At 46.0% G+C, this 24,375-nt stretch carries 13 protein-coding genes; all 13 read right to left on the minus strand.

What is annotated here, in order from left to right; genetic code table 11:
• Window positions 1-53: 53 nt before the first annotated feature.
• Window positions 54-911, minus strand: coding sequence for a hypothetical protein (locus DWZ03_RS00220; protein ID WP_005834823.1), 858 nt, complete (start codon window positions 909-911; stop codon window positions 54-56).
• A gap of 26 nt (window positions 912-937) precedes the next feature.
• Window positions 938-2,707, minus strand: a complete 1,770-nt coding sequence (locus DWZ03_RS00225) for a RagB/SusD family nutrient uptake outer membrane protein (RefSeq protein WP_005825008.1) — start codon at window positions 2,705-2,707, stop codon at window positions 938-940.
• Window positions 2,708-2,719: 12 nt separating this feature from the next.
• Window positions 2,720-5,968 carry a SusC/RagA family TonB-linked outer membrane protein gene (locus DWZ03_RS00230; protein WP_005825009.1) on the minus strand — a complete coding sequence of 1,083 codons (3,249 nt, stop codon included), beginning with the start codon at window positions 5,966-5,968 and terminating at the stop codon, window positions 2,720-2,722.
• 405 nt (window positions 5,969-6,373) lie between these two features.
• The gene (locus DWZ03_RS00235; RefSeq protein WP_057254000.1) at window positions 6,374-8,071 is read right to left on the minus strand and encodes a glycosyl hydrolase; all 1,698 of its coding nucleotides are present in this window, start codon (window positions 8,069-8,071) and stop codon (window positions 6,374-6,376) included.
• Between the two features lie 67 nt (window positions 8,072-8,138).
• Window positions 8,139-10,124, minus strand: a complete 1,986-nt coding sequence (locus DWZ03_RS00240) for a hypothetical protein (protein ID WP_005834817.1) — start codon at window positions 10,122-10,124, stop codon at window positions 8,139-8,141.
• Between the two features lie 21 nt (window positions 10,125-10,145).
• Entirely contained in the window at window positions 10,146-11,447 is a 1,302-nt protein-coding gene (locus DWZ03_RS00245) for a glycan-binding surface protein (RefSeq protein ID WP_005834814.1), read from the minus strand.
• A gap of 16 nt (window positions 11,448-11,463) precedes the next feature.
• The gene (locus DWZ03_RS00250; RefSeq protein ID WP_005825019.1) at window positions 11,464-13,185 is read right to left on the minus strand and encodes a RagB/SusD family nutrient uptake outer membrane protein; all 1,722 of its coding nucleotides are present in this window, start codon (window positions 13,183-13,185) and stop codon (window positions 11,464-11,466) included.
• Window positions 13,186-13,205: 20 nt separating this feature from the next.
• Window positions 13,206-16,472: a SusC/RagA family TonB-linked outer membrane protein gene (locus DWZ03_RS00255; protein WP_005825021.1), complete on the minus strand. Its 3,267-nt coding sequence runs from the start codon at window positions 16,470-16,472 to the stop codon at window positions 13,206-13,208.
• A gap of 234 nt (window positions 16,473-16,706) precedes the next feature.
• The gene (locus DWZ03_RS00260; protein ID WP_098031859.1) at window positions 16,707-17,678 is read right to left on the minus strand and encodes a glycoside hydrolase family 5 protein; all 972 of its coding nucleotides are present in this window, start codon (window positions 17,676-17,678) and stop codon (window positions 16,707-16,709) included.
• Between the two features lie 112 nt (window positions 17,679-17,790).
• On the minus strand, window positions 17,791-19,083 hold the full coding sequence (locus DWZ03_RS00265; RefSeq protein ID WP_005825026.1) for a glycoside hydrolase 5 family protein: 1,293 nt from the start codon (window positions 19,081-19,083) through the stop codon (window positions 17,791-17,793).
• 91 nt (window positions 19,084-19,174) lie between these two features.
• Entirely contained in the window at window positions 19,175-20,458 is a 1,284-nt protein-coding gene (locus DWZ03_RS00270; RefSeq protein ID WP_120128416.1) for an acetylxylan esterase, read from the minus strand.
• A gap of 72 nt (window positions 20,459-20,530) precedes the next feature.
• Complete coding sequence (locus DWZ03_RS00275; protein WP_009037794.1) at window positions 20,531-21,418, minus strand: helix-turn-helix domain-containing protein; 888 nt, start codon at window positions 21,416-21,418, stop codon at window positions 20,531-20,533.
• 304 nt (window positions 21,419-21,722) lie between these two features.
• Entirely contained in the window at window positions 21,723-24,167 is a 2,445-nt protein-coding gene (gene galA, locus DWZ03_RS00280) for a beta-galactosidase GalA (protein ID WP_061411759.1), read from the minus strand.
• Window positions 24,168-24,375 lie beyond the last annotated feature (208 nt).

Here is a 24,375-nt window from a genome sequence, read left to right on the forward strand (position 1 = left end):
TAGTAATAAAAGTATACGAGTGGTCGTTACCCACCCGTACCTTTCAATATTAACTATTTTTTCTTGAAGTTCCAGAACCATGCCGTACCCCAAGCGCCAGCACCGGGTTCAGGAGCACAAAGACGAAGTTCATCTTCTGTAATCTTCAAAATATGATACTCATACTGACGTGCATTTCCTTGATTCGGCTGTATACCTAACAATGGAATAGTACCAGAGAACTCCATAGTACCTACATCCCAACCGGATTGCACCACATCTTCTGACACCTTGACAGAACCACTTTCACCACGACTTGTCTGAACACCAGTCAAACTAAGTGAGAACCAACCATTTAATCCATCATCAGGCAATCCTTTTCCTACAGCTTGTTCATCAATTTGCCCTCTACCGTTTCCGACATCTCCCACAGCATCACAAATCCACCAACCGGGGCCGGTATTGCCGAGATAACCTCCATTACCCCAACAACCGTCTGCAGCTTCTGTATTCCAGACCCAAGTGGTTGTTCCATAACCACCGTCCGGAGTTGTGCCGAATACATCAGCATAAATAGCGGGAAGATCTGTATACTCCGTTACTGCTATTGATTTGGAAGCCGATTTTGTTATGGAGCCGTCCGAATTAATGGTTGTTACATATACTTGCAATTCTTTATTAGGAGGAGCTACTTGAACCGACGGAGCCGTACCTTCTGCCAACTTGATATCAGACGTAGCATCATAAACCTTCACATAACGTGACGGAGTAGGAACAATCTGAATGTTGTTGTTTCCCTGGTTCTTGGCCACAAGTTCAAAAGTAAGATTTTCCGGTGTGACATTGGGATCCGGACTGATTTCATCCACTATCGGATCGCAAGCCACCAGCAGCATTGCAAACAAAGGTATTGCGAATAATATCTTTTTCATATCTTTTTTCATTTTAAATTCATATTCTATTCTTGCCAACCATTATACTCAGCACTTGCATCCGTATAACCCTCATTTTGTTCTACCTTTCCTTCATTCAGGAGGACTTGGTTTTCGGGAATCTTCTGGAAACCTGCCGTAGCCTTATAACGTGCGGCATAACCACCGTTCTGCGCCACATTACGGCTTTCAGCCCCATTTGTATAAACCTTTGCTCCCGTCTGTCTTTCAAGGGCATCGGCAGCAATATGCCAACGGCGAATATCGTTCCAGCGAGTACCTTCAAAACATAATTCCCAACGGCGTTCATTCTGCAATGCAGCCAACGAATATGTACCAATAGGTTCAAGTCCGGCACGACTACGCACTCTGTTTATACCGGAAACATCTTCCTTCAATTCAGACTGCATCAACAATACATCCGCAAAACGAATCAAAACCAAATCATGAATAGAACCGGTTTGCATCAGATTATCATTAATCCAGCCGTCGGCACCATACATTATCTTCTCAAATACCGGCTCAATCGTTTTATTTCCAGCCGCATCCGTACTATAAGCCATGATAGAACCTATTTTCATCTGATAATAATCCGTTTCTTGGATAAAGCCGTCACCACCACCTTTATTATAACTCGGCATATCCTCCGTCTTGAATACGGAGGCCGGACGACGGGCATCATCTTGTTCTGCCACACTCCAATCATTATAAAAATTGGGAGCTACAGGACCGGCACCCCATCCTTGTCCGAAGGGGAAAGAATTGGCCTGATCATTGCCACGTACACCAAAATGCAGAGCATAACCGTTACCATAACCGATAGTAGTGCTCCAAGATGCAAGTTTATTATATTTAATGGCAAACATGGATTCGGGATTTACCGCTGCATCATCTTCTACCCACTTCAATCCCTGACCGGCAGTAAACGGAAAATCTTCTACCGTACATTTATTGGTATATGCCCACAAATTACGAAACTCAGGAACAAGACTATAACCAGAATTATTCACACAATCATCAATATACCCAACCACATCCTGCTTGGTCAAAGTTGTCCCATCAGGCAAATCAACTGAAGTCAACGGACTATAGTTCGTACTAACCAAATCGTTCAGAGTTTCACCATTGCCATACATACCAGTATAATACAACCAAGCACGTCCTAACATAGCTTCAGCCGTATATTTATCAACATGCCCATCCGACTTGCGAACAGCCGGCATATTTGCAGCCGCATCGCGAAGATCCTGCAGAATCTGCCCCCAGATAACAGCGGCAGTCGGAGGAGTAGTATCTTCGGGCAACAAAGCAGTAATCACCAAAGGTACGCGCCCATACATGGAAGCCAACTCGTAGTAATAAAAAGCACGAAGGAACTTGGCTTCGCCCTCAGCCTGCGCTCTTACTTCCGGATCCATTTCAATACCAGCAAGAGCCTCCAACAACGTATTGGCACGGTTGATTCCTTGATAGCGAGCCACCCAGTAGTCCTGCGTAGCATTTGTACCCGTATTACAAATAAGGTCCAAAGATTGCATCAACTTATCATTGGGACCACCACCACCCAACATATCATCGCAAGCCAGCAGAGAATTATACAAGAAAGACTGCTGTGGAAAAGCATTGACATTATTCAGGTTCTGATATATGGCAGCTAAAGCCTGATTGGCATCTTCAGCCGTTTTAGGAAAATTGGTCGTATCTTTTTCCGTCAGACTCATCGAGTCCAAGCTACAAGAAGCAAACATTCCTGCTATCATCAAAGCTGCACCTATTAAATATGCTATTTTTTTCATCGTGTATCAATTTTAGAATTTAACATTAACACCTACCATATAAGTACGAGGTTGAGGATAGTTACCTACATCAACACCGGTTACCCACGGTTCTTTGTCATTGAGGGCTCTACCATTCTCCGGATCCATCCCTTTATAACCGGTAAAAGTAAATAGATTCTGTGCAGCAGCATACACACGAAGTTGCTGGAACGGACAGTTCTTCCAAATTCTCTTGAAATCGTATCCTATAGTCAGATTTTGAATGCGAACATAGTCGGCATCATCAATATAAATATCTGAAATGGCCTGGAAATTCTGTCCACTATTTCCCGGCGCAAGCAGCGGATATCTGTTTGAGGTTCCTTCGCCATGCCAGTAATCGTAAACTTCTGTCGTATAGTTTTCATACTGTCCATCTGAGAACTTTCGCCAAGAGCGAGCTACCTGTGCACCAAAAGCGCCATAGGTTGTTACAGAGAAATCAAATCCTTTATATTCCGCACTTAACGTAAGACCCATTGTCACGTCAGGATGAGGATTACCCAAATCAGTCTTATCGTCATCATTAATCACCCCATTTCCATCAACATCCACAAACTTCAAATCACCCGGTTTAATACTTGCACCTTGCTTAGAGTTTGCCGCATTTCCTTTACAATTCTGGTCAAGATATGCCTGCAAGTCATTCTGGTTCTGAATGACACCATCCGTCTTATAACCATAAAAATAGCCAATAGGATGTCCTTCTTCCATACGGACAAACCGACCCGTACTTTGAGCCAACAAATCATTACCGCCTTCAATAAAATGATTGGCGTTATTAACCTCCGTTACTTCATTCTTATTATAGGCCATATTGACATTCACCCCATACTTGAACTCCTTACCAATCTGATCTCTCCAGCCCATTGAAAGTTCAAGGCCAGTATTCTTTACCGTACCAGCATTTTGATATTGAGTAGCGAAACCGGAAGCCGCATTGGTACCCACTTCCACTAACAAGTCTTTCGTCTGCTTGCTATACCAGTCCATGGTAAAACTCAGACGGTTATCCAAGAAACGGGCATCAATACCGATATTGGTCTGTTCTGAAGTTTCCCATGTCAAATCGGGGTTAGCCAAACGATTCGGGTAAGCTCCGGTTGTACCTCCATTCTTATCCGAGCCAAATGTATAAAGACCATAATCGCCAAACTCGTAACCGGCACGCCAATTTGAATTAGGGATATTGTCATTACCATTCTGTCCCCAACCAGCACGGACTTTCAAGAAACCAAGCCAAGAAGCAGTATTCTTCATAAAAGCCTCGTTTGAAATAACCCAACCAGCAGAGAATGATGGGAAATATCCCCATTGATTGCCTTTCGCAAACTTAGACGAGCCATCGGCACGAATGATAGCAGAAAACATATAAGTTTCCTTAAAGTCATAATTCAAACGTCCAAAATAAGACATCTTAGAACCATAATCCGAGGGATAACCATTTACTGTAGCAGTAGCTTTACGTTCTGTATTATGCAAATAAGCATGTGTAAAGTCACCAAAAGCACTATTATAACCGGTTGCCTCTACTGATTCGCCATAAGTTGGTCTTGATTTAGAATACTCTGTACCAGCCAAAACATCAAAATGATGTAAGTCTGTAATATCAAACCGATAACTCAACGTATTAGTCAAACTCCAGTTCCAACCCAAAGACACGTTATTTATCGTTTGGTCTTTATCACGGCTATCTCCCTGATTATTAATTTGGTAAACGGGAAGATATGAACGCCATGAACTTGACCATTGTTTGTAACTAACCTGACCTTTATAAATAAGATTCTTAAGTGGTTGTACTTCCAGATATGCCGCTGTGTTCAGATTAAAATTCTTATTCTTATTATTCCCAGCCTGATTATATACCATGTGAGCCATCGGATTAGAAGCATATGCAGTATAATCAAGTATACCATTAGCACTCGTTCCAAAATTCTTCAAATCATCATACATGAAGAAATCACCATTTTCATTATATACAGGAATCAGAGGAATAGCACGCAAAGCATTAGAAAGGTCATTCGAATATTGATTACCTAACTGCACACCTTGATTCTGTTTGTGCTGATAATATATATTCTCACCAAACTTTATCACATCCACATCTCCCTTACGATATATCACATGCTCAGAATTAATGCGGAAAGTAAAACGACGATAGTCAGTCTTCACCGGACCACCGAATGCACCATCCTGATACTGATAGCCTATACCTGTCGAAAATTTGGAGAATTCAGAACCACCTGTTACATTCAACGCATGATTAGTAACCACAGCATTTTTATTCCGGAATTCTTTTACCCAATCTGTACCAGGATTGGTACCATTCTGATAAGCAGTCAGCAAATCAGCATCTACGAATTTTGACCAATCATACGGTTGGCCTCCATTATTATAGGCCACTTGATCCATTACCGCCATATATTCTTTGGCATTCAACATATCAGGCATCTTATATATATTTGCCCAACCTATGTTTCCATCATAAGATACAGAAACCTTTCCTACCTTACCCTGCTTCGTAGTAATAAGGATAACACCGTTGGCACCGCTCGAACCGTAAATTGCACAAGATGCAGCATCTTTCAACACGTCAATACGTTCAATATCGGCAGGATTCAAGGCGTTAATATCGCCACCGGCTACACCATCAATAACGTAAACTGGAGCTGTATTTCCGTTAGTACCAGCACCACGAATATTAATTTTAAACCCATCACCCGGCTGACCGGAAACGGCCTGAATATTTACACCCGGAGACTGGCTTTGTAAAGCGCCCAATGCCTGCGTAGTATTTAATTTTGCGATGTCTTCGCCTTTTACCTCAACCGTAGCACCTGTCACCAGTTTCTTCTTCTGTACACCGTAACCCACTACGACTACTTCATCCAACAATTCCGTATCTTCCTTTAGCTGAATCTTGAAACTAGTCTGGTTACCTACCACTATTTCTTGCGGCTGATAACCGATAAAAGACACAACAATCGTTGCTCCCGGCTGAACATTCAATGTGAAATTACCGTCAATGTCGGTAATGACACCATTTGTGGTTCCTTTCTCCAATACATTGGCACCGATGACCGGTCCCATTGCATCTGTTACAGTACCTGTGATTTTTTTTGCTTGCTGCACAGCATCTATTGCATCGACCGATGCGGCGAAAAGTTGCGGAGTATAAGTCAGGCTGACAGCCGAACAGATACCCACGAGCAGCGCGGTTCTTCTGAAATTTAAATTCATACTTGTATTTTTCTTAGATTAATGAATTGGTATTGCCTGGCGGCATCTACCGTTTAATATAAGGTTAAACTTCTCTTTTTGAGGAAAAATTAAATATACCTTATTCTATAAAGTGGTTGGTATACATATCACTCCTTTCTCATAGGCATTTTTCATTTCATTAGCGGTTAAACATTATATGATTATTATCAAATTTTAATTAGGCTTGACAAAAGTAGACTTTTAGCAGCAAACCTTATAATACTATTTTATCAAATAACGACACTCATTTAACATCCATTACTATTTTTCCTAAAAAGTATAAAGCATGAATTCTATAACCAACAACTAAAAGCTATAAAAGACAGAAAGGGTTGCCCCGATACTAACCAGAGACAACCCTTTCTATTTTATTATTAAAAATTGCTATTCCATAGAAGGAAGCTCTTCACGGGAAACAACAAATTCCTGGCTCATAGCATCCTTCCACCATGCTTCATCAGCATGGACTACCGGGCTACCATCCTCATTTGTCCCGTCATACCACGGCATGAACCAACTCCAACGTGCACCAGATGCCCATTGTTCGGAAATAAGTCCGACCGTACCACATTCACTCAGCGAAACAATCTTGTTTCCATAATTTTCGGCAATGGAAGTATATTCTGAAACACAATCTGCAGTTTCCTTATTATAAACATCACGTCCCACGATGTCTACATATTGATCTCCCGGATACCAATCGGCATCATTGCCCTCGGTAGTCCAAACCCAGATAAGATTATCCAATCCTTCAGTCTTGAAGTAATTGAACATAGCAATCCACAGAGATTTAAAGCTGGCAGCATCCTTACCCCACCAGAACCAGCCACCGGCTGCCTCGTGGAATGGACGCCACAATACCGGAATATCCGCATCTCTCAATAGCTTCAAGTAAGCGGCAGCATTTTTCAAATCTTCGGTAAACACCTTGTTTTCCCAAGTGCCTTCCACTGTGGCATTGGCAGCATCAAACTCCGTATCTGCCTTATAAAAGGCATAATCCTTATTCGGGTCGAGAGCTGTACCGTTATTTTCAAGATAAACAGCAACTGCTGTATAATCATGTCCACCAATGATGAGACCACCTTCTTGCAGGGATTTCAAAACATCTTCGGTAATCACCAATGTATAGTCCCCGGATATGTCAAAATAATCAGTTCCTGAAGCAATCTCGCTCCAACCACTGTTTTTGAACGAACCTTGTGCACCCGCTGCCACATCCTTCACAGCCACGCGTATCACCTGACCCACTTGTGCATCAGCAAAGACAGCTTTTGCAGCATCATCCGTCATCTGTACATTTCCACTCCAATCACCCGGCATTACTGTCTCTCCTTCCCATATTTGGGTAGAAGAAGCTTCGCCTACAGCTTTCTTGGGTACATTCCAATGCCACATGGCAGCTACGATGCCACCTTTGTCAGACCAATCCTTAACAGGAGTAATGTCACCGTAATTAATCCAGTCTGCTCCAGCTACAGATGCCGGCAGATGAACATAGTCGAAACAGTTGATAGCCGGATATTTTCCAGTCCATCCATACACCTTTTCGGACATTTCCGTATTCCAGGCAACATTGGCCATCATAGCTGAAAGTGTCTTCGTCTCAAAATTATCCAGTAGATAATTGTACAGTTTCACAGCTTTGGCCGAAGTGGCAGCAACCAGCGTCTTGTCCAAAGCAACAGTAGAGAACTGAACCGATACAGCCGGAGCAGGCATCTGGTTCGGTCCGGTTACTATTCCCTCGGGGATAGAGAGAGAACAAGCCGTCTCTCTCCCGGGAACATTCACTTTTACAGTCAGTATATTGCTTGCGCCAAGTACATCGGCACTTATCAGTTCACCACCGGTAAACTTGATTTCGCTCAGATTGTCTGTTGCAAAGAATATATTCTTGTCATATTTCACCTCAATAGTGATTTCTCCCGTTTTCACTTTGGCTGCTCCACTTTCAGGAGTAGTAGACACCAATACCGGTGCATCCACTGCTGGGATATCATGATCGACATCAGTATCGCAGGAGGCAAAAGTAAAAGCTGCTATCAACGAAAGCATCCATTTTATATTCAGTTTCTTCATCTTAATTATGATTTTATTTCATTCTTAATCAGGGCATCCATAGTCACATTCTTCAAGCCACAATTCATCAATTTACAATCGTTATTTTTGTAAACGTCAAATCACTGCCCTGAATAATGATACCTACATTTGTCTGGTCTTCACAATCTCCTTGTTTAGCTTGAATATTATCAAGTATCTCCTGAGTCAACGTCAACTCCATCACACGGCTCTCGAAACTCCAGCCGTAAATGTCTGTCGGTACCATAGTCGTATCAAACAAAGAGAAAGCTATGCCACTCCAATCGCCATAGTTAAACTGAGCCTGTGCCCAAGTCTGGTCTTTCTGATCGAAATAGACTTTCATGACAGTGCCTGCCGTTACCTTGGCAAAAGATACAGCCGGTACCAACACACGTCCTCCATCACCCCAACTAATATCGAGCGGACCAGCCCAAACTGTTTCTTCATTAGCAACCACAAGAACATCATAAGCAATTTCACCATTTGAAGAAATCAGTTTCAGACTATAAGTTCCATTCAGTTCAGCCGGTACATTCAACATCAATACCCCTTTAGCCGCATCATTGATATACTGGACTGAAGCCTCATTCAGCAATACATTTGTCAGTTTATCAGCATTAACAATCTCAAGTTCCACAATTCGTCCCCGAACCAATTTGTCAGGCAATGCCGGCAAATAGGCGCATACCGGTTTCTCTATTGTCAGAGACGGTGCTTCCACAAATTCACCATTGGCCATTTTCAAAAGTAAGGCCCCAGTTTCGGCAGTTGTAGGTACAGTCAAAGAAATGGCAGTAGCAGTGGCATCGGATACGGTAACCTCCACATTACCACTGAATACAACAGCCGAAACTACATCCATATTTACTCCTTTGACAGTCAAAGCCTCTCCTGCCGGGACTGTCGCCGCACTATAAGAAATGTTTTCCGGCTTTGCCGTTGCAATAGATACGGCAGTTGCTTTTCCACTATTTGTATTCAATTGCAAATCACCACTAATAGCCGCAGCCGGCATCAAGACCTTTATTTCAGTCGAGTTTTGTGATTCCAATCCTACTGCTTCTTCTACACCAGGGAACGTTACATCAGTCACCAAATCCATATTGGTACCTTTCAAGGTAATCATATCTCCACCACGCAAGTTCACAGCAGGAACAGCCACTACGTTCGAAGGCGTAGCTACTACAACAGTAGCAACCACAACTTTTACATCCGAAGCAGGAAGTACCGTAATTTCTCCGTCCGAGACATTATCCGGCAATGTAAAAGTAAGTTCATCTCCTTCGGAAGAGGCAGTCATCGTAAATTCAACTTCATCCCCATTCGGCATCTGCACTTTCTTCACCAAATCAAAGTTTTCACCAGAAACTCGAATGACATCCCCCGGCTTCTTATCTACCAGGTCGAGTGGAGCCTCTACCGATGGCAAAGTAACCTCCAGTTCCCCTTCAGAATAAATCCAATTGGGGATTTCAGCTCCATCAGACAAGATGAACTTACCGGTCTGAGCAGAATCAGGAACAATAACTTTAATCTCCTGACGGCTTTGACTGACAAACTCATCAGCAGGCACTGTTACCTCGTCAGCAAATATCACTTCTTTAATCAAATTCAAATATTCACCAGTAATGGTCAATTCACTACCAGGCTTTACTTCTGCCGGTGCAAAAGCCTCCAAAGCAATCGGCTCCGTAAATGTCAACTCGGTTTTTGTTGTAATATCCCCTTTCGGAGTCTTCAAGACAACCAACCCCGGCTGGGCTGTCTGAGGTACAGTGACACGGATTTCCGTATCACTGACTACTTCGATGTCTGTTATATCGTCGCAACCGGGAATAGCGACCGCAGTCACTTTATCCATGCCACTGCCTAGGAAACGGAGTACACCGCCGCGGGATACGGGACTCGGTCCGAATACATTCAGACTGATTCCCCCTTTATATTGGTTGGTATCTTCATCATCCCCATTGTCGCAGGCCGTAAACGTCAAGCAACTGAAGAGCATCAGGCACATCATCCACAGTGCCGGAAATTTATATGTTTTATTCATATCAGTATTCTATTTAAAAGGTTATTCAATAGGTACCACACGGATGTTGTCAATCATAATCACCGGATTGCAATCCTTACCTTCCACACCACCTGCCCAGACAAAGAATGTCAATCCGGTCAGCATAGTCTTGTCAAAAGTTCTATCACACTTATTACCTTCATGCGTCTTGTTGAACTCGGACAGATTCATGGAAACGGTTGTCCATTTACCACCCGTATCATACGAACCCGTATTCTTCCAAGGCAACCACAAACCGCGCGGCACATTCGTATCACTAAAATAAGCATTAGTTCCCGTCGCATAAGTCACCACATCATTACCCGTAAACATCACTTGTAGAGCGCAAGACTGCCACGGATTGGAAGAAGGAATATTCACCTCGAATTTCAGTTGCAAGCCATTGACGCCATACTCCTCGAGCAGTTCTGCAAACTCAGGACGTGCAGAAAGTTCGGGATAACCGGCAGACGGTTCCGGCCAATAGTTGAACGAGAACTCATCTTCTGCCCAAGTAGCTCCGATAGCACCGTCAAGTGCTCCGGTGAGACAGATATAAGCACCGTCAATACTGTTTTCATCGGCTTCTCTCAACACCTTGCTACCATCACGCCAACCGTGGGCAATAGCCATACCGCCATGAGAACCGTCCCAGTCAAAGAGAATGTTACGTGTATCATAATAGCGGAACTTGGAACGTCCGGTACCATAAATGGACTTCACGTTGATATAGCCTGCAGGAGCATTGTCCGGAAGAATAAAGCTGACCGCAGTCTTGGTTATGTTCGTAATATTAGTCACTTCCACATTACCGGCCATCGTAATGGTCAGCGGCACATTCGGGTCATCAATGAAATAGTCACCAATCAGTGTCACCTCACTACCCGGCTTTGCAAACTCACAAGAAATGGAGTTCACGGTAGGAGCCGGAACCAACACCTTGAAATCATAATCTATGGTATCCTTTGCTTTGGTCACCATATAAATCTTATCAGTCACTACCGAAGGAATCTCTTTCGGAACATCTACCATAAGTGTATGGTCAGTGATGTAACTGGTATTAAGTATCGCCTTCTGGTCATTGAAATAGAGCTCGTAAACACTCCGCAGATTCTCACCGACCAGACAAATCGTATTCGCCATATAAGCCCCCGTCAGCAAAGAGTCTGCCGCTGCCGGATCAGGGACACGAACATATTTCAAGGTAGGCTTTCCCCCTGCCACTTCATATTTATCCGGTTCATCCTCACAAGCCGCCATGGAAAAGCCTGCTACAACAACAGCTGCCGCGAAGAACCAATTCGTATATCTATTATTTTTCATCTTTTCAAGCATTAAATTAATAACTGAATTCAGAACGTACATCTACGTGTACCGGGTCTTTCATCAAATTAGGATTGAACACCACGTCTTCTGTCGGGAACGGCAATGTAAAGCTGGAGACTGTCACATTCGGCGCCTTTGCATCCGGATTGTAACGGGTCTCGTCCGGATTCACCGTCCAACTGCCGTTTTCATAATAAGCCTTATAAGTAGTACCCAGACTATAATAAACATCACGGCGCTGTGCCTTCAACTCATTGATAGCACGCTGGGAATCATAATATGCCAAACGTACATAATCATACCAACGGTCGCCTTCGCAAGCCAGTTCCAGCCGGCGTTCCTTCCAGACGTCCTCCCAAGTAATGGAGGTTTTCGGAGTAACTCCCGGAATGGCACGGCCACGTACTGCATTGAAAGCATCCAGTGCACTCTGGTCTGTAGTAGAGGTAGCCAGTCCCATTTTCGCCTCGGCATATACCAGATAGATATCGGACAGGCGCAGGATATGGGTTGCCAGGCCGCTGTACATATTACCAGCCGATACGCCCAAGCCCAATACATGGTCATTATTGTTACCATAGAGATGCTTCACGTGATTGGCACCGGTAGGAGACTGGTAATCGCCATTAGGTCCTCCCTTACCATATTCGGCATCATAAATAAACCGCAGATAATCAAATCCGCCCTTGTCCTGCCAGAAATAATCGTATACATCACCTGCCATCATCATAGTAGCCTTACGACGGGTATCCGTATCCGAACGCGTCTCAGGACTTTCCAAAGCGGAAATTCCAAATGCATCCTGCAAATCAACCGACGGACCTGCATAGCCACCCCAGCAATCACCAAATTCATCGAATCCCACCATTGCCAAGTCCGACTGCAACGTATTCTGCTGTGTCCAGGGGTCACGTCCTGCCGACCAGTGCCAGGAGAAGAGACACTCTTCATTCTTGTTGTTTGCCAAACGGAAAACATCGGAATAGTTAGCCAGCAAGTTACGGCCGGAATTATTAATTACATCCTTGGAATATTCTGCCGCTTTCGCCAAATCATCCGCATTGCGGGTACCGGAAAGGCCACTCTTAGTCAGATACACCTTAGCCAAAAGACCTTCGGCACAATAGCGGTCAATACGTCCCGTTTCACCTCTGGCCGGAAGCAACTCCATAGCTTTCTCCAGAGTCATAATGATATATTCGTACACATCTGCTGCCTCCACTTTGAATTTGGAGTTATAATTACCGGAATTCAATTCGTCCGTATTATCATGGATAATGGGTACTGCGCCAAAACTACGTACCAAATAGAAGTAAGCCATGGCTTTCCATGCCAGACACTCGCCCATACACTGATTTTTCACTGCTTCTGACGCATTTGCCGTCTTCAAACGAGTATATACAGTATTGGCATGGCCAATCACTGCCCATAGAGAATAGGACATGTTCACAAGGTTTTCATCCGTACCATTCACCGTAAAATTCAAGTAAGGGCTGTTTCCCTCGTATACGTTTCCAGACAAGATTTCACCGACTTTAATAAAACCGCGCTGAAAGTCATACCAAGGTGAGTTATAAAGATAATTAACCCCCTGCACACATTGTTCGTCATTCTGATAGAAGTTCGATTCGTTATAATTGTCTTCGGTAGGACGGTTCAGGAAATCCTCGCATGAAACTGTTCCCATACCGAGTACAGCTGCAAACGCCCAATATTTAATATATCTGATTTTCATGTTTTCTTCAATTTAAAGTGTTAGAATGAAACATTCAAGCCGAATGAATAAACTGTAGGAGACGGATAACGTCCGTTGTCCAAACCATAGACATTGACGCTTGAAGTGCTGGCACCAATTTCAGGGTCATAGCCGTCATAACCGGTAATGGTCAGCAGGTTCTGGATATTGGCATAGATACGCAAGTTGCTCAGTCCCAGTTTATCAATCGTCTTTTTCGGGAAAGTATATCCCAAAGAGATGTTCTTCAGACGGATATAAGAACCATCTTCAATATAACGGTCACTGATACGGTCGTTGTCATTCGGGTCATTGATAGTGGCGCGTGGAATGGAAGCTCCCGGGTTTGCCACCATGACGTTAGACACATCATTATACCACATCGTTCCATCTTCGTAGACCTTGTTCGGATTGATAGGAACAAGCTGTGCACGTCCGTTTACAGCATTCAGCTGGTTAGTCCAGGGAGAGTTCATATGTGTCAGCTTCATGGAAAGGTAGTTGTACACCTTGTTGCCATAGGAACCGTTGATGAAAACAGACAAGTCGAAGTTCTTGTAACGGAAAGTATTAGTCCAGCCAAAAGTAAACTTAGGCATCGGAGAACCGATATTGGTCTTGTCATAGTCGTCGATAACGCCATCGGGCACACCGTCAGGACCACTGATATCCTTATATTTCACATCACCCACCCATACGGTATTGGTACGGTCGAATACACCGTTTGCCGGATACTTGGCAGGTTTCGGAGAAGTCTGAAGATCCTCCAGGTCCTTGTAAACACCATCACAAACAAATCCATAGAAGTTATAAAGTGATTCGCCTACACTGGATACACTGACTACATCGGTCCACTGTCCGTAACCCACAATCTGCGCATTGGCTGTACCAGCCAATCCTTTCAGTTTGTTCTTGTTGAAAGAAATCTGGAAGTCAGAATCCCATTCAAACTTACCCGTAATAGGATGTGTGTTCAGAGAGATTTCAAAACCGGTATTCTCTATGTCACCATAGTTACCTTTCGGAGCAGCCAATGCAGAAGAGGCATTACCGGAAGTACCCATATAAGAAGGCAACTGCAACGGCATCAACATATCACTGGAAGTTTTCTTGTACCACTCTACCGTCAGGTTGATACGGTCGTGCAGGAATCCCAAATCCACACCGACGTTCCATTGCTCCTGGGACTCCCATTTGATGGAAGTATTCGGTATATTGGAGGGGCGATACCCCATACCCAGACCGGAAGGCATACGACTCATGGATGTACCCCAAGCATAACCACCGATGTTGGCATTACCAGTTTGTCCCCATCCCAGACGCAACTTACCGTTACTGATGACCTTCTTCAACGGTTCAAAGAACGTTTCGTTGGAAAAGCGCCAGGAAGTAGCCAATGAATGGAAGCCTGCCCAACGGTTCTCGGGACCGAAGTTTGAAGAGCCGTCATAACGATAGGTATAAGTACCCAGATAACGGTCGGCATAGTTATAAGTCAGACGTGTAAAGAAAGATGCCATAGACGAGCTTCCAAAACCTGCATTGATAGTCGGGGTTCCCGTACCCAAGGCAGGATTGTGCACTTCATCCGAAGGCAGACCGCTATTGAACACACTCGTGAAGTCATAGCTGGACTCCCAGCACTCCTGACCCACCATGGCTGTATAATGATGCTTGTCGCCTATGTTTCCGGAATAGGTCACATAGTTCTTCAATTGCCAGAATGTACTGCTGTTTTTCTGGATATTGCTTTCATTACTGGAACGTACCCATCCACCCAAATCAACCATCGGCTTGTAGCGCTCACCTTTGCTGGAACTGATGTCATAACCCAATTCGGCATGCCATACCAGATTTTTAATCGGAGTAACCTCAAAGAAAATATTACCCGTCAGTTTCTGACGGTCCAGCAGAATGTCATCCATCATGGCAAGGGCAATCGGGTTAGGATTCGTGTAGCCTTCGCGAACAACGGTGGCATAGCTGCCATCCAGATTATAGATAGGTATATCAGGAAGAGTGGTCAACGAGTAGTTAATCAAACCTTCATCACTGTCTGCCAGTTTCAGGTCATCACCCGTTGCTGTATAGGTGGCGGTCAAACCGAGTTTCAACCACTTCTTCAGTTGGGCATCCAAGTTGGCACGAAAGCTGTAACGGTTAAAGTTTGAACCGATGATGGTACCGTCCTGATCCATATAGGAAGCTGATACGTAGTATTGTATCTTCTCTGTACCACCTTGTGCCGAAATCTGGTGCTGATGCTGCAAAGCAGTCTGGAAGATGGCGTCCTGCCAGTTTGTACCTACTCCCAGCAGAGAAGGATCGGCATAATAATTACTAGGGTCAGAGATTTCACCCATGTTTGCCAAATCATTATAATAAGTGGCATACTCACGCAGATTCATCATATCCAGACGCTTTGTCTGGCGTTGAACGGCAAACATACCGTCATAAGTAAACTTAGCCTCACCCGCCTTACCACGTTTGGTCGTAATCAAAACCACACCATTGGAACCTTGCGCACCGTAAATGGCGGTTGCCGAAGCATCTTTCAGAATTTCCATACTGACGATATCAGCAGGGTTGATGGTGGAAAGCGGAGAAATGGTGGAAACCGAGCCATTACCCAGTGCATCGCCCAAACCATAAGATGAACCGCTTTGTCCCTGACTCTGTACAATCACACCGTCAATTACATACAACGGCTCGGCATTAGCATTGATAGTGGCCTGACCACGTACGCGGATAGAGGAGGAAGAACCCGGAGCACCGGAAGTGCTGACTGCCGTCACACCGGCAGCACGCCCTTGAAGGGACTGGTCGAGATTGGTGATAATAGAACCCTTAATCTTGTCTTCACTCATGGAAACGGAAGCACCGGAAAGGTCGCTTTTCTTCATCGTACCGTACCCCACAACCACCACTTCGTCCAACATCTCGGAGTCTTCCTTCAGCGTGATGTTCACTGTTGTCTGGTTCGTTATCTTTATTTCCTGGCTGACATAGCCTATAAAGGAGACTACAATGGTAGCTCCTGGTTTCACATTCAAGGCAAAGTTACCGTCAATGTCGGTAATTACACCATTCGTTGTACCTTTTTCCAATACATTGGCACCGATAATAGGGCCCATAGCATCACTGACGACACCCGTAATTTTCTTTGTTTGCTGCACTGCCTCAACGGTATCCGTCGATGATACTGCGAAAAGCTGAGGAGCATAACCCAGACTGAACACCGAGCATATCCCCGCAAGCAGCGCTGTCTTTCTAAAATTCAAATTCATACTGTATTTCTTAGATTTAAAACAAACACAAAACCTCCCAAAAGAAGATTTTTTTAGTTAACAAAAATGAGACTGAGTCAAAAAGCCCTGATATACTATCACAGCCTTGACATTTAGGTTTACTTCCAAACAGTCCATGTCTTCATAGTTCCGTTTTTCCTTTTTTCCCATAGGCACAATTCTTTTTTTCTTAAATTATTAATGGTTAAATCATATTGCTTTTTCCCGAAAGGGTCATTTCTTCAGTTCGTCCCGTACCATTCTTCCCCATTCCTTCATATCTGCATCTTTCCAGTTTCCCTCGGAAGAAGCCGACGGATAGAACATGGAGCAAGTCTCATCCTTGTCAGACAAAGACCAGGCCACCCAGCTGATGGAATGCCGCTGCATCCAGTCCAGCCAATTCCCCCACTCTTCTTTACTGATGGGGCCGTCCCCACTTGCCTCCATACCGGCGCATTCGGAAACGAAAATCGGCAAGCCCTTGCCCAGAGCATAGTCGGCGCGGTCGCGCAGCCACTGTCCGTGGGTGTTGGCATAAAAGTGGAGTGTATACATTATATTGCTATATCCGGTAATAGGATCGTCCGCTGCCAAATGGATGTCCTGGTCCCAATGCGGACAACCAACGAGGATAACGGCATCCGGTTCTATGGCACGAATCGTCTTGATAACCTCCACAGAGTATGCCTTCACCTGCTCCCAACTGTCTTCCACCGGTTCGTTGAAAACCTCATAGATGACATTAGGAACCCCTTTGTAACGGGTAGCCATTTGGGTGAAGAACTCCTTTGCTTCTTCCTGCCGCAGATTGTGGCTATGCCAGTCGATGATGACGTAAACGCCGTTCTCGATAGCAGCATCCACCACTTTCGTAACACACTCAATACCGAATTCGGGCTTGTTCACATAGCAGGCGCTATCCAAATCCACTCCCATAGAGGCCCGAAGCACTTGTGCGCCCCAGTCATTGACCAGATAAGCAACCGAAGAGGCATTGTAGAAACGGGGCCAGAACTGATGCCAGCCATAGCTGACACCGTGCAATACCACCGTGTCTCCTTCGGTATTCATCAACTGCGTACCATTGACCACCAATGCCGGTAGCGTTTCCTTTACATTTTCATTCTTCGACGGGTTTGTTCCACAACCAATGGTCATACCTAGGCAACAAACCGCCAACATAACTTTCCATATGCTTTTCATATCATACTTAGTATTTAGAGTAATAATCTTTCTTATATAACGGTACAAACGCTTTGTACACGCTTACATTCTAATTTTCAGGCAGGGATTACACGGAAAAGCACGGATAGGTTCAATTTTGCAGCTTCCGGTTTTCCGCTTTAATTATTTCAATAGTGCTGTCTGTGGCAAAGACAGAGTTCAGTCCTTGTTGTTCTTGAGCCGGGTCACCGGTATAGTCATCTCCCTTTTCCCAGAATACATGGTCGGGATTTTGTCCGGCAAAACCACCCCATGCCCAGAAGTTGCATCCGGCAAAGAGTCCGCCGCTCTCACGGTCCTGGCGGATGAGGTCGAATACATAACGGTAATATTCATCGCGGGCAGTGGTCGGTGCCTCTTTGGAAAAGCTGAAACCGTCACGGGGAAAACCGAACTCCTCCAAAACAATCGGCTTGCTGTACTTCCGAGCAATGACCATGTGGTCATCTATATACTTCTTAGTATTTTCCTTGGCACGCGGAAGAAGTTCCTTCAGGCTGTCCGCCTTCACCCAACTCCAGTTGTAAGGCCAGATGTGGATATTCAGATAATTGATGTTGGGGTCGGCATGAATCTTCTCGAAAAGATTCATATCCATTTCGCATCCCCACGAGCCCTCACTGCCGGAAGACACCATGTGGTTCGGGTCAAGTGACTTGATTTGTGCAGCCACATCGGCCATCCAGCGGGCAAACGGTTCCTTGTTCTCGTCAGAGAAAGCGCGAGGCTCGTTACCAATCTGCCAAGACATAATAGTGGGGTCATCCACATATTTTATCTGATTATACCTATTGGTGCGTGAAACAATATAATTGACATGATTGGCAAACAAGGCCTTCGCGCTGTCCGATTGGGGGAACTGCTTGACATACTCCATATAGGCGGGCCATCCGTCTACGGCAGGTACCACGGCATCACCGTGTCCGGACCATTGCAGGTAAACGGAATAGCCACCGCTCCATTCCCAGGAATTGTTCAAATAGAGGACAGCTGTCATATCACGTTCACGCAGTTCATTCATAAAATAATCCAATCCGGCTAAAATAGTATCATTATAGACGCCCGGTGCCACTTGTAAAGAGGGCTCTACCCGCGTCTTTATGCCATTTTCACCGTCAGCACCCACCAATACGCGCAGGTTGTTGATGCCAATACTTTTCAGAAAGTCCAGCTCCTTATGCAACCGTTCACGATTGCCGCCTTCACCTTCGGAACCAAGAATGGCACCGTACCAGAAATTGGTACCTACAAAATAATAGGGTTTTCCGTCGCGAACGAACTGTCCATCGGCATTGACCTTAATAAACGAATGCTCCGCAGGCTTAGGGGCACATGCCCCCAAAAGGAATAAAAGTACTGTCAGCAAAAGGAATTGTTTCTTCATATTATCAGTTTTTAAGCGATACACAAAGATACGCGGCTCATATCATAAAAAATGATACTATATTATCAGATTAATGTGCCAATGTGATTAATCACATTGGCACATTAAGTTGTCTCCGTATCCAGTCCAGCCATTCATCCCACTGTTCCTGATACCAGTAATGCCCGGTTTCCAGATAAGGATGCAGTTCCTTCGGAGAAGAAATCACATTGTAGGCTGCATACATGGAAGTGGGAGGACAGACCTCATCGTTATACCCCCAACTGAACCAACCGGGCACATTCAGCAGGCGGGCAAAGTTTGCCGTATCATAATAGCGCACCGTTTCAAGCTGCTTTTCATCGGGAGCACCGTAATAATAGAAATAATGGGGCCAGCCGCAAGCGCGCTTCTTGAAGAACGCTTCGTGGTCGCATAAGGCAGGATGAACAGCCGCCAGGAAAGTAACGCGCGAATCAAGAGCCGCCGTAATCACAGACAAGGCACCGCCCTGGCTGGAGCCCGTAACGCCCAGCGCCTTCCCGTTGTACTGCGGCAGCGAACAGATAAAATCCACAGCACGCAAAGCGCCTACCACCACACGGTTATAGTAAGAAGCATCCCGGCTGTCGCGGCCGAACGTCCAGTAATTGCTCAGCGCCCCACCTGCCAGCGCATCATATACAGACTGCTGCATCGTGACGGGAATGCCGTGGATACCCACCTCCAATATAATTACCTTTCCAGGAGCCGTATACGTATCTCCCGCATAAGGGCGGACACCCGCACCGGGCACACGCAGCAAAGCCGGATACTTCCCTTCTTTCTTGGGAATACTGAGAATACCGTAAAAACGTCCTCCCCAGGCTTTTGTCTGGAAGCTGACCTGATATACATTATCCGTTTCCGTACAGCGTTCGGGAAGCAGCGTCATAAGGGGATTCAACGGAGTCTTGCGCGCCTCTTCCAAGGTCTTGGCCCAATAATCCTGAAAATCGGCAGGAAGTTTCGTCACGGGTTGCAGCTGCTCAGGAGCATAGGCCGATGTAGCCAGCCCTTCATAAGTCCGGCCGTCCACATGCGCCTTGACCTTGCAACGCAAGAAGCCTGCAGTCTTCATCGTGCCTTGCAACTTCAAGGTACCATCTTTCAGCACCATGTCTTTCTTTACTTCAGTAGGATACATTTCGGGGCCCAGTTCATAGTCAATCTTGACATCGGGCAAGAGGTTCTGTGCCTTCAGCACCCGGACGGTAAACGTACACTTCTCATTCAGACGATACACCCAATCGCTATGGTCGGGTGAAACGACTACACGGATCTCATTGCCGCGTATCTGCGCCGTCACAGCACATACACACAGCAGACATAAAAATAAGGAAAAAACTCTTTTCATGATATCAGATATTAGTATTAATCATCGGTGCAAAAATAGGCACTTCCAATGAAGAATACCAATACTTTTTTATCATATCACCAGCTTCTTTTTCCGATAATTCTCACGGAATTCCTTCGGCGAGCATCCCTTCTTCCGCTTGAACATACGATTGAAATTGGACAGATTGTTGAAGCCGCAGTCATAGCACACCTCTGCAATAGTACGCGTGGAATCTACCAACATACGCGTGGCAAAGCCCAGACGGATATCAATAATGTAGTCGGAAAGCGTCTTGCCGGTGCGCAGGCGAAAGAAACGGCTGAAAGAGACCGGGGTCATGCCCACCATATCGGCCAATGAAGCCAACCGGATATCCTCCTGATAATGGGTGGAAATGTATTTCTGCACCTTCTGTACCCGGCGGCTGTCAGAGAAAGTCTCTATCTTGGCAAACGAAGAACTGGACAACACCCGAGCATTGTCATAGAGGGAAAGTTCGTAAAGGATACGGAGAAAGTTCATCACGGCATAAAAGCCCTGCTCCTCGGAAGCCAGCTTATCCAGCCAGTTGTACACCTTCATGATGGCCTGCATGGGGAAACTAAGTCCGCACTGTGCACGCTCCAGCATCCGGCGGATACTGTCGAACTGGTTCTTGTTGACAACGTTCCCGAAGAACAAGTCGGGAGAGAACTGGATGGTAATCTCCCGAATATCCCCGGAGGTACATTCATGTTGCTCCCATACATGCTCCAACTCCTTACCGGTTATCAGCACCAGGTCATAATCACCGATAATCTCGGCAGAATCGCCCACCACACGGCGTACGCCGGAAGCATGTTCCGTGAAGTTCAGTTCATACTCTGCGTGACAATGGATGGGGTAGGTAAATTCTGTTTTGCGACGATCGGCAATATAGAAACAGTCACGTTCCGACAGAGGGGTTATCTCCCTCATGATATAGTTCTGGTTTTCCATAGGCATTGGTTAAAAAAATATCATGCCACAAATATACTCATTCTTTTTAATCCCACAACAGTACCATTTGTTACATTTAGAGGTAATAATTGTTATATATGAGCAGATACCCGGGAAAGTCCCACCCGGAAAAGCAAAACTTCCGTTCTTCTCCCCCTCAGGCTCTAATGTAAGGATGTATGAGATGCGCATCTCGTACACTTACACACTATAGTTTGAGGAAGAAAGAAGCGGAGATCCCTCTCTTGCCCCATAGACAAAAGAAAGGTCTCCGCTTCGCCGGATGATATGAATGATAAGCTGCTTACTTCTGCAGCTTCAAAACGCAGGAAGTTTCCGGCAGGTTTTCCGAAACGACCGTCAGTGTGGCTTCTCCCGCTTCGCCGGTACTTTGCAACAGCACCTGTGCAAGTCCGTTGAATGCCTTTACCTGATAGGTGCGGGCATCGGCGTCGGCCGGACGTTCCGTAGCCTGATAAGCGGGGTCTCCATTCCCCACCCCAAGGATGCGTACCGGACCGGAGACGGTTATCGTCAAGTCGTTGCAGGCAGTGGGGACAAAACGTTTCTTCTTGTCCTGCAACTCAATATTACACACTGCCACATCCCGATTGTCTGCCTGAATGACGGGACGGTCTGCCGTCAGGGAGATACGGGCAGGAGCACCGGTAGTCTCCACAGTACGGGCCAATATTTTTTTGCCGTTCTTATAGCCTACAGCCTTCACTGCACCGGGCTGGAAAACGGCTTTCCAGGAAAGATGGCCGTTTCGGGGCATCGGTTTGCGATCCAGTTTCTTGCCGTTCACAGTCAGTTCCACTTCATCGCAGTTGCTGTATACCCAAATGTCGATGCTATCACCTTCGTGACCTTGCAGATTCCAGTGAGGAAGGATGTGCAGCACCGGCTCATCCGTCCACCAGGACTTCAGATACCAGGCTTCGTCCTTGGGGAAACCGCAGTAGTCCAGAATGCCGAATTGTGAACCCGTAGCCGGGAACTTCATGGGGTTGGGCTCGCCGCGGTAGTCGAAACCCGTCCAATAGAAAAGACCCGCCAAATAGGGACGTTCGTCATAGAATTTCCAGCCACGCTCGATGCAGTTCAGCAGGCTGTCAGGTCCGTTCGGCTTGCGGTTGTGCGCCACCATGTGGCCTTTGTCGTGGGCATCGAAGTAGATGCCGCGCGTACCACAGCCCGTAGTCTCTTCCGAACCGAGCGCACGGCGGCCGGGATAATCCTTGCGGTGCTGCTCTACTGGATTCTGAAGGATGTAGTTATAACCGGCCACGTCTGCGGGAATCAAGATGGCAGGGCCACTGCTCGAAGCAACGGTCATGAGGCGCGTAGGGTCGAAACGGTGGCAATATTCGCGCATCGTGGCAGCAATGCGTGTACCGCTTTCTTTCCACTCGATGCCCCACTCCTCGTTGCCTACACTCCAAAGGATAATGCACGGATGGTTGCGGTCGCGGTCTATCATGCGTTTCAGCAGGCGAGTATGTTCCTCGTTGACACCCGTCAGACGGTTTTCTTCTATCACAAGGATGCCGAGGCTGTCGCAGGCATCGAGCATTTCGGGAGTCATCGGGTTATGGGAAGAACGGTAGGCATTGCAGCCGAACTTCTTCAGTTCCTTCAGTCGGTACACTTGCAGGGCATCGGGAATGCCGGCACCTACTCCGGGGTGGTCTTGGTGCATGTTCACACCTTTCAGTTTCAGAGGCTGTCCGTTCAAGAGGAAGCCCTTGTCGGCATCGAAGCGGATGTCACGAATACCCGTAGTAGTGGTATAAGCATCCACCAGCTTGCCATGCTGATAGACTTCCGTAAGCAGTGTATATAGATAAGGTGTATCCACACTCCAAAGATAAGGTTTGTCCAGCGCTATTTCACCGACGGTGAGCTGGCGGTCTTTCGGCAGTACCGGCTTACCGGCCGTTTCGCAGCGTGCCACTTCCTTGCCGTCGGCATCCCGGAGGATATGGCAGAGGCGGTAATCCTCCGTTTGCAGACCGGAGTTTTCAACAGTGGTCTCTATCGTCAGCTTGGCCTTGTCAAAAGGTGCGGCCAGCGTGCTGTGCACAAAGGTTCCGAAAGGAGCTACATGTAACGGCGCCGTCTTGTTCAGCCATACATGGCGGTAGATGCCCGCACCCTCGTAAAACCAGCCCTCCTCGAGCGTGGCATCCGCACGGACGCAGATAAGATTCTCTTCTCCGTAATTCAAGTATTCCGTAATGTCATACACCTGCGTGGCATAGCCGCTCGGTTCGTGTCCCAGGTAGAAACCGTTTATCCAGATACGGGCATCACGGAAGATACCGTCGAACTGAAGATAAAGATGTTTGCCGAGGTCCTCTTGTGGCACGGTGATGGTCTTTCGGTACCATCCCACAGAGTTTTCGGGGAATTTATAGCCGACGGCTTTATAGCCATGACTGTGGCTCGCCTCTTTGGCATAAGGCAAATCAACCACCCAGTCATGCGGAAGGTTGACCGTCTTCCAGCCCACACCCCACTTCTCCGGATTGAACTTGAGGGAGTAAGGACCCTCGTTATGGATAGAGGCTGCCTTGGTCAGATAGTTGAAGTACTCCGTTCCGCAGCCGAAGTCTTTCTCCGGTGAGGAAGCATTGCCAAAAGCAAACTGCCAGCCGTCGTCCAGCAAAATACGTTCGCGGACAGATTGGGCGGAAAGAGAAAAGGTAATTCCAAGAAGGAACAGAAATGCGAATAAGTGTTTCATATCGGTTAATCATAAAATGTGTTTACAAAGATAGGGCGAAATAGACTCGTACAGTGATACTTTTGTATCTTTTTCCGGTACTTCATGTTTCCGAAGGGAAAAAACACGCCGGGCAAACAAGGGTGATAGGAGAAAAGTTTTTAAATTTGAAGCGTGCTTCCGGGAAAATGGCCGGATGGCACAACTAATGAAGAATGTATCAAACTAA

This window comes from Bacteroides sp. AF29-11 (assembly GCF_003602895.1).
Taxonomy (GTDB): domain Bacteria; phylum Bacteroidota; class Bacteroidia; order Bacteroidales; family Bacteroidaceae; genus Bacteroides; species Bacteroides uniformis.